At 40.1% G+C, this 6,902-nt stretch carries 5 protein-coding genes and 1 pseudogene; all 6 read right to left on the reverse strand.

Annotation, left to right across the window (positions count from 1 at the left end):
* Nucleotides 1–358: pseudogene (locus GPLA_RS24260) on the reverse strand (hypothetical protein); the annotation flags it as partial.
* Between the two features lie 775 nt (nucleotides 359–1,133).
* Nucleotides 1,134–1,709, reverse strand: coding sequence for a cytochrome b/b6 domain-containing protein (locus tag GPLA_RS03790; RefSeq protein WP_015487063.1), 576 nt, complete (start codon nucleotides 1,707–1,709; stop codon nucleotides 1,134–1,136).
* A gap of 44 nt (nucleotides 1,710–1,753) precedes the next feature.
* Complete coding sequence (locus tag GPLA_RS03795; protein WP_007103505.1) at nucleotides 1,754–2,443, reverse strand: VIT1/CCC1 transporter family protein; 690 nt, start codon at nucleotides 2,441–2,443, stop codon at nucleotides 1,754–1,756.
* A gap of 140 nt (nucleotides 2,444–2,583) precedes the next feature.
* Nucleotides 2,584–3,564, reverse strand: a complete 981-nt coding sequence (locus tag GPLA_RS03800) for a copper resistance protein B (RefSeq protein WP_007103506.1) — start codon at nucleotides 3,562–3,564, stop codon at nucleotides 2,584–2,586.
* Nucleotides 3,561–5,297 carry a copper resistance system multicopper oxidase gene (locus tag GPLA_RS03805; protein WP_015487064.1) on the reverse strand — a complete coding sequence of 579 codons (1,737 nt, stop codon included), beginning with the start codon at nucleotides 5,295–5,297 and terminating at the stop codon, nucleotides 3,561–3,563. Before GPLA_RS03805 ends, GPLA_RS03800 begins: the two co-directional genes overlap by 4 nt.
* 521 nt (nucleotides 5,298–5,818) lie before the next feature.
* Nucleotides 5,819–6,712 (reverse strand): sensor histidine kinase, encoded by an 894-nt coding sequence (locus GPLA_RS03810; protein WP_007103508.1) that lies wholly within the window; start codon nucleotides 6,710–6,712, stop codon nucleotides 5,819–5,821.
* Nucleotides 6,713–6,902: the final 190 nt, after the last annotated feature.

Genomic DNA, 6,902 nt, shown 5'->3' on the forward strand with positions numbered 1-6,902 from the left:
TACTTGTTAGCCTAATACTAGCATTAATATTTCGGTCTAAAAAAAGTGGGAAATGAGTGTCAAACTTGTAACCGGTTCTCTGGTTATTACTAAAATATTCAAGCTCTGCATCAATGCCTAAACCCAGCAAATTGCGGTCTTTTATGCCAATGGCATATTTATTAATACCCCCCTTTCTTCCAAAGTCGACTGTTGGCATAAGTGACCAATTATCCCAGGTCTCAACATCAACTTTATTATCATCATTCACCGTGACTTTTGCTTCACGGATATATTTTTGCTTTCTTAGGTGGCGTTCCAGTTCATCAATATCAGCTTGTGCGATGTCGCACTTTTGGATAAAAAAATGCGCTTTCATTTATTAGAGTGATGTCTTTTGTTTTTATGTGTAATAAATTTGCCCAGTGATGTAAAAATATGGTGTCTGGATCGGTTAAATCAAAAATGTCATTAGTCTTAAGATTTAGGTTAGTGGTTTGATCGCAATTAGGTTGTGCCTCTTCGCTTGCAGCAAGGACGAGGTTGGCTCCACATAAGTAAGCGACTAAGGAAATAATATAGGGGAGTTTTGGATTCATACGAACACCTTGTTAAGTGCCTGTATGATATTCAATTATTCTTAAGAACTGCTTACCGTGCGCTGATTGTTCACTTAATATTGACTTTGGTTTTGCCTAACGAGGAAAATTAAAATTAGGTTAATCAGTTTAGATTTTTGAAATCATTAGTATTCTAAAAAAGTGTATAAACTAAAACTATTATAGATAATACATGTGAGTCAAAAGTGCTGATGCCAGATGGTTTTTTAAAAAAACACACCCTGTGCCAGGATTGTTGTCGCCTTAATGATTATTATAATTAATCAAAGAGCGGTATGTAACATACAGTGCAATACAAAAGACATTCAATCCAATTTAAATAAGCAGTATTAAGTTTATCTGATCACAAATTTCCGGATTATTATTTGGGTATTTGATCGCTGGGTTAACCATCACTATTTTTAATAAGTGCTTGGTAATCTAGTTGTTCGATCGATGGTATTACGAGAAATATACCAGCTTTGCCATTATTGGGAGTCGGGGGGCGAATGCTATTGTAGGGGCCAAATTTGTTATTGCCTATCCATTTTATTGTTAGCCGCCTTTCAGAGACTTTGAATAGACAAAAATATGCAAAACGCCCATAACACCGTGTCCAATCATGTATGCTTGTACTAATCCCGTTAAGAGCTTATGCACATCTTCTATATCATGTGACCATGAGAGATTAGCATTCCAAGTAATAAACCATAACAAGCCAGTAAATAGGACTAAAAATAATGCTCCTAAACCTAGACCTTGAATACTGCCAGCAATACCATAATCACTTGCTTCAGGAAGTTTAAACTTCAATAAATGCTTGATGTCACCGCCTAGCTGAGTGAACTCCCCATAAAGATAGGGAAAAAAATGTTTAAGGCTATGCCGCCTTAATTCCACAATAAGAAACGTAATAGCTACGGGTATAAGAAAAAGTCCTGTGATGATATGCAGCCAAGTTCCGTAAAACTCGATTGTGTTAGAACTTAAATCTCCGGTGTCACTAAAAGCCATAAAATTACTAACAATGAGCTGGCTTGAAATTAGAACAATAATTGCTACATGAAGAATGCTAACTGATCTTGTTTGACGTTCTTGCAGGTACTGCTTTGTTGTATTAAATATATTCATTGAATATCTTATTTTGGGTTATTAAAATTAATTGTGGAATATTACTAGGTGGCGACGCCAAATAGCCTGCCCACTCCAGCCGTTAATGCCATTGCGAGTGCTCCCCAAAATGCAACTCTAGAAGCACCGACAGTAATGGAAGCACCTCCCGCACGGGCTGCTAGTCCACCAAGAAGCGCTAGAAAAACAAGTGAAAGGATTGCAACCGTATATATTAAAAGATTACCAGGGATAAACCAGGCGACTAGCAGTGGAAGTGCTGCACCGACTGTAAAGGTTCCTGCGGAGTAAAAAGCCGCTTGAATAGGTTGCGCATTTACATTTTCAGATATACCGATCTCATCTCTTGCATGTGCCCCCAAAGCATCATGAGCCATTAGCTGTTTTGCAACTTCTGCCGCTAAATCAGGCTCAAGTCCTCTGCCTTCATATATCTTCGATAGTTCATTTAACTCAAACGTAAAATCTTGCTCTAGAGACTTTTTTTCAAGCGCCAAATCGGCATTCTCTGTATCTGATTGGGAACTAACAGATACATACTCACCAGCAGCCATCGACATTGCGCCAGCAACTAACCCAGCGATCCCGGCAAGGAGGATGTTTTCTTGAGTGGCACTAGCAACAGCGAAACCAATAATGAGACTGGCAGTAGAAACAATGCCGTCATTGGCACCCAATACAGCTGCCCTTAGCCACCCTACTCGGTCTGAACGGTGTAATTCTTTGTTACTCATGCTTGCCTCTTTTATTTTAAAATTATCGATTTAATAGGTCATGTCAAAATGCAAATAAAAATTGATAAGTTCCATTTAATGAGTAACGTTTTTTAGACTTATCATTTCACAAGGTATACATAGTATTTATAGCGCTAAGGTCAAAACCAAATTCGAACACCTAACACAACTTCAGTAAACTCAGATGAGCTGTCTTGTTGTTGAGAATATTTGGCAGAGTCTCCGTATTTTTTCTGCCAAGTAATACCTATATACGGCGCAATCTCTCTTTTAAACTCATATCTAAGACGCAGATCAAGTTGAAAATCATTGACACCTTGCCCAATGCCAAGCTCCGGTAAATCGCTTGCAGAAGCGTTTATTTCTGCTCTTGGCTGTAAAATTAATCGTTGGCTAAGCAGAAGATCGTAAGCTGCGACTATACGAGCCGATATTTTACCATTACTGTCAACAAAAAGAGCGGGTTCAACTTCAAACCAATAGGGTGCCAGCCCTTGAACACCAATTACACCAAAATAGCGTTCATCGTTTTTTCCACTGCCGTATGCACGATCATATCGTGCGCCGTACTGAATATCCCAATACGCCGATACGGCTTTACTGTATAGCCCTTGAACTTCAAATTCACCACCACTTTCGGATTTAATGTCTCTGCCTTCAAATTTAACCCAAAACTTTTCATAGTCTGTACCTCGCCAACCTTGCATATCCCAGCGGTTAAGTTTTGTATTGTTTCCATTTCGGTACTCTAATTGATCAAATATGACCTTACTAACAGTCATTTCATCAGTTTCTTCCCAGCCTCCCATACCTGTATATTCGTAACCTCCTGAATTAGCAAAGGGGTCGCGTGTACCTGTTGCTTTGTTATCATTCGAATTCATTTTCATGGACATTGAATCCGGTGCTTTTTCTTTTCCCATGCTTTCATTTGAATCAGTTTTCATGGACATTGAGCTCTGAGGTTTTTCCTTCTCTTTGCTTTGATTCGAATCCATTTTCATTCTAGCGTTATTTACTGAAGTATCCTTTTCACTAGCCCGCACCATATTTGGCAACATTATGCTCAGAAAGAGGGTAATTAAAAAACCATTGATTGAGTGTTGATTAAAAATTTTCATGCTACTACCACCTCCCTAAACATGCCTGCGGCCATATGGTAAAGTAAATGACAATGAAATGCCCAGCGCCCAGGCGCATCAACAGTAACAAGAAAGCTCACTCGTTGAGCTGGCTGTACGGTAATAGTGTGTTTTCGCACCTGAAAACCGCCTTCTGGTGACTCTAAGTCAGACCACATCCCATGTAAATGCATAGGGTGCAGCATATTGCTATCGTTATGTAATATGACTCTGATGCGCTCACCTAAAGGAAAATGGAGAGGTTTTGCTTCGTTTAATTTAAGGCCATCGATTGACCAAATAAAACGTTCCATATTTCCGGTAAGGTGCATTTCGATTTCTCGAGTCGGTGTGCGCGTATCTTCTGGAACTTTTAAACTTTTCAGATCGGCATAGGTTAATGCTCGTCTGCCGGTATTTCTTAAACCTGCCCCTGGATCGTCAAGATTTGTTCTGGGCATATCGACTCGCATATCAACTCCAGCCCCGAACTCGGTTGAAGCATGCCTCACCTGTTTACTAGCCTTAGCTAAGCCCTGATTTTCCATCTTTTGCATCGCAAGGTGATTAGGCATCATCTGCATACCTTTATCACTGCTGCTTTTTCCCATCTCTCCCATCATATCAACCATAGATAGAAGTACCGGCGCATCGATTGGTGGCGGTGATGCTTTCATCGATTTTTGGGCTGATAACGTACCACTAACATAGCCTGAGCGGTCAAGTGCCTGAGCAAAAACCGAATATGCTTGATTATCTGGAATTTCGACTATCACATCATAGGTTTCACCGGGACCAATCCTGAATTCATCTACAACTACCGGTTGAACATTTTGACCATCGGTTGAAACCACTTTTAGCTTGAGGCCAGGAATACGAATATCAAAAAATGTGGCTGTCGAGGCTCCAATAAATCTTAAACGGACTTTTTCACCTTTATTGGCTATTCCGTGCCAATTGCTAGCTGGTGAATTTCCATTCATTAAATAGGTATATGTTGCAGCACTTATGTCGCTAAAATCCGTCGGGCTCATTCTTGCTTTGTTCCAAGGTTGACGTTGCTTAAACGCTTTGGCCAAACCTACATTGGATACATCATTGATAAAATCGCCTGCTGTAAGTTGCTGATAGTTATAATACCCTCCCATTTTCTTTAAATTAAGATAGACATCAACGGGATCTTCATCAGTCCAATCACTTAAAACTACGGGATAATCTCGATCAACTCTTTCTTCTTCGAGGGGATTGAGAGAATCGATAATTAATGCCCCATAAACACCAGTTTGTTCAGCTAATGTATGCGCGTGATACCAGTAAGTGCCGCTTTGGACGACCTTAAATTTGTAGTCAAACGATTCACCAGGCTCTATTCCAGGGAAGCTAATGCCCGGAACACCGTCCATCTCTGGATCCAATATCATTCCGTGCCAGTGGATTGTAGTCATTTCTGTGAGATAATTGGTTACTTTAATTGTTACCTCGTCACCTTCTTTTATTCGCAATACTGGCCCTGGAAGCAAACCGTTAACCAATGTGGCTTTGGCTGTACTTCCTGTGACATTGACTTCTTTTTCACCAATATCTAAGTTAAAAAATTTGCCGGTCAATTGTTTATTTGGTGGACTAGCCCAAGTAAAGGAACTCATCATTCCGGTTGAAGCGAGTGCAGTTAAAGCAGCAGTACCTTTCACAAAACGACGCCTAGCTTGATTATGAGAAAGTTTTGAGTTCATGAATCCCCCTGTAAAATAACGATTAAACTGAAAAAAATATGGCAACCGAGCTGCTGTAACGAGCACTAATAAAATTTTATTGTTGCTTCTAAAACAGTCACTTAAAATTAATTATGTTGCTTTCAAATGGACTATTGGTATCTATCGCAGGTAAAAAATTAGCTACCTACAGTTGAATAAATGAATTGAGCAAGTGATAACGATGGTAATATACTCCTCGAACATTTCCAAGTGATTACTCACACATTACTTTGCTGTAATCCTAGCCGACTACCGTTCATTCTATTGTTTTAAAAGCCCAAATGGCTTCGCTGACCCTGCCACTTATATTTACTGCTAAAAAGCAGGCGTGATTTTGATTAAATTTGAGTATCTCTTTTATAAAACATGATTTTCTGACCTACGTTTTATGTCTGTGGCAAAGTGGCAGTTCGCTGTGAAATTTGAATTTAAAGGATTACATAGTGACTTAAGACAATTGGTTATTATGTCCCCAGCAACTCAAACAAAAAAACTAACATTTATAGTAAAGGTTGCTCATACTTAAATTGCAGCCCTCCGTGTTCACGATTCGCTAGTATTATGCTCCCACCTAGGCGTTGTGCAATCTCATGACTTATTGCCAAGCCTAAACCACTTCCCGGCTGCACACCCTCCATAACCCGGTAAAAGGGTTGCATGACTTGCTCTAGCTCTGCTTCTGGAATGCCTTTGCCACTATCTTCAACAATTAAAACAGCTTTGCCGTCCTGTTTGTATAGGCTTATATCCACTTTTCCTCCGTGAGGAGTAAAATGTATGGCATTCTCAATCGCATTGCGCACCAGCTGACCTAATCGCCCTTGCTTATCACCTACAATAATATTTTCGTCCTGTCTGAGCATTCCAAGATCTATATCAGCAGCTTCTGCAATTGGAAACATATCTGCACTAACATCCTGAACCACCATGTTAAAGGATATTTCTTGTATGCTGACGTTTTCTTCACTTTGTAAACGAGCCAAATCAAGCGGTTGCGCAACCAAATTTCGTAAACGCAGCAAACTTTGTTGTAAAACATGTTGTCGTTCTTCTCTGTCTTGTTCTGTCGTTGCATGAGCAAGATTTTCGGATTGTAAAGCCAGAGCAGCAATGGGGGTGCGTAATTCATGGGCCGCATCGGCTATAAAACGCTGTTGTTTTTGCATCGCCTGTCCAACTCTCGATAATAAGGCATTAATAGAGAAAACAAATGGAGCGATTTCAATTGGCACGTCTTTAGAGGAAAGTTCGTTAATTTTCGCTAAGTGCATGCCATCCTGCTTATCCATTACCTTGGTCAGTTTACCCAGTGACAAGAATTGCGCGCGGATAATCACATGAATAAGGATAAGCAGAATACCAACCAGCAACGCGATGGGCAAAAAAACGGCCAAACTACTACTCCAGGCAATCATGTCACGCAATTCGGTCTGTTGGGCGATGACAAATCGACGCTGACTTTGCTGTTGTGTAGTAGTGAATACTCGCCATTCTTCTTGATTTTCAATTTTGGTTAACTGCTAACTCGTTAGCTTAGCGATTACCGCAGATTGCTCAGCCACCATGGTCTTTAACTCCCTTATA

The organism is Paraglaciecola polaris LMG 21857 (genome assembly GCF_000315055.1).
Lineage (GTDB): Bacteria > Pseudomonadota > Gammaproteobacteria > Enterobacterales > Alteromonadaceae > Paraglaciecola > Paraglaciecola polaris.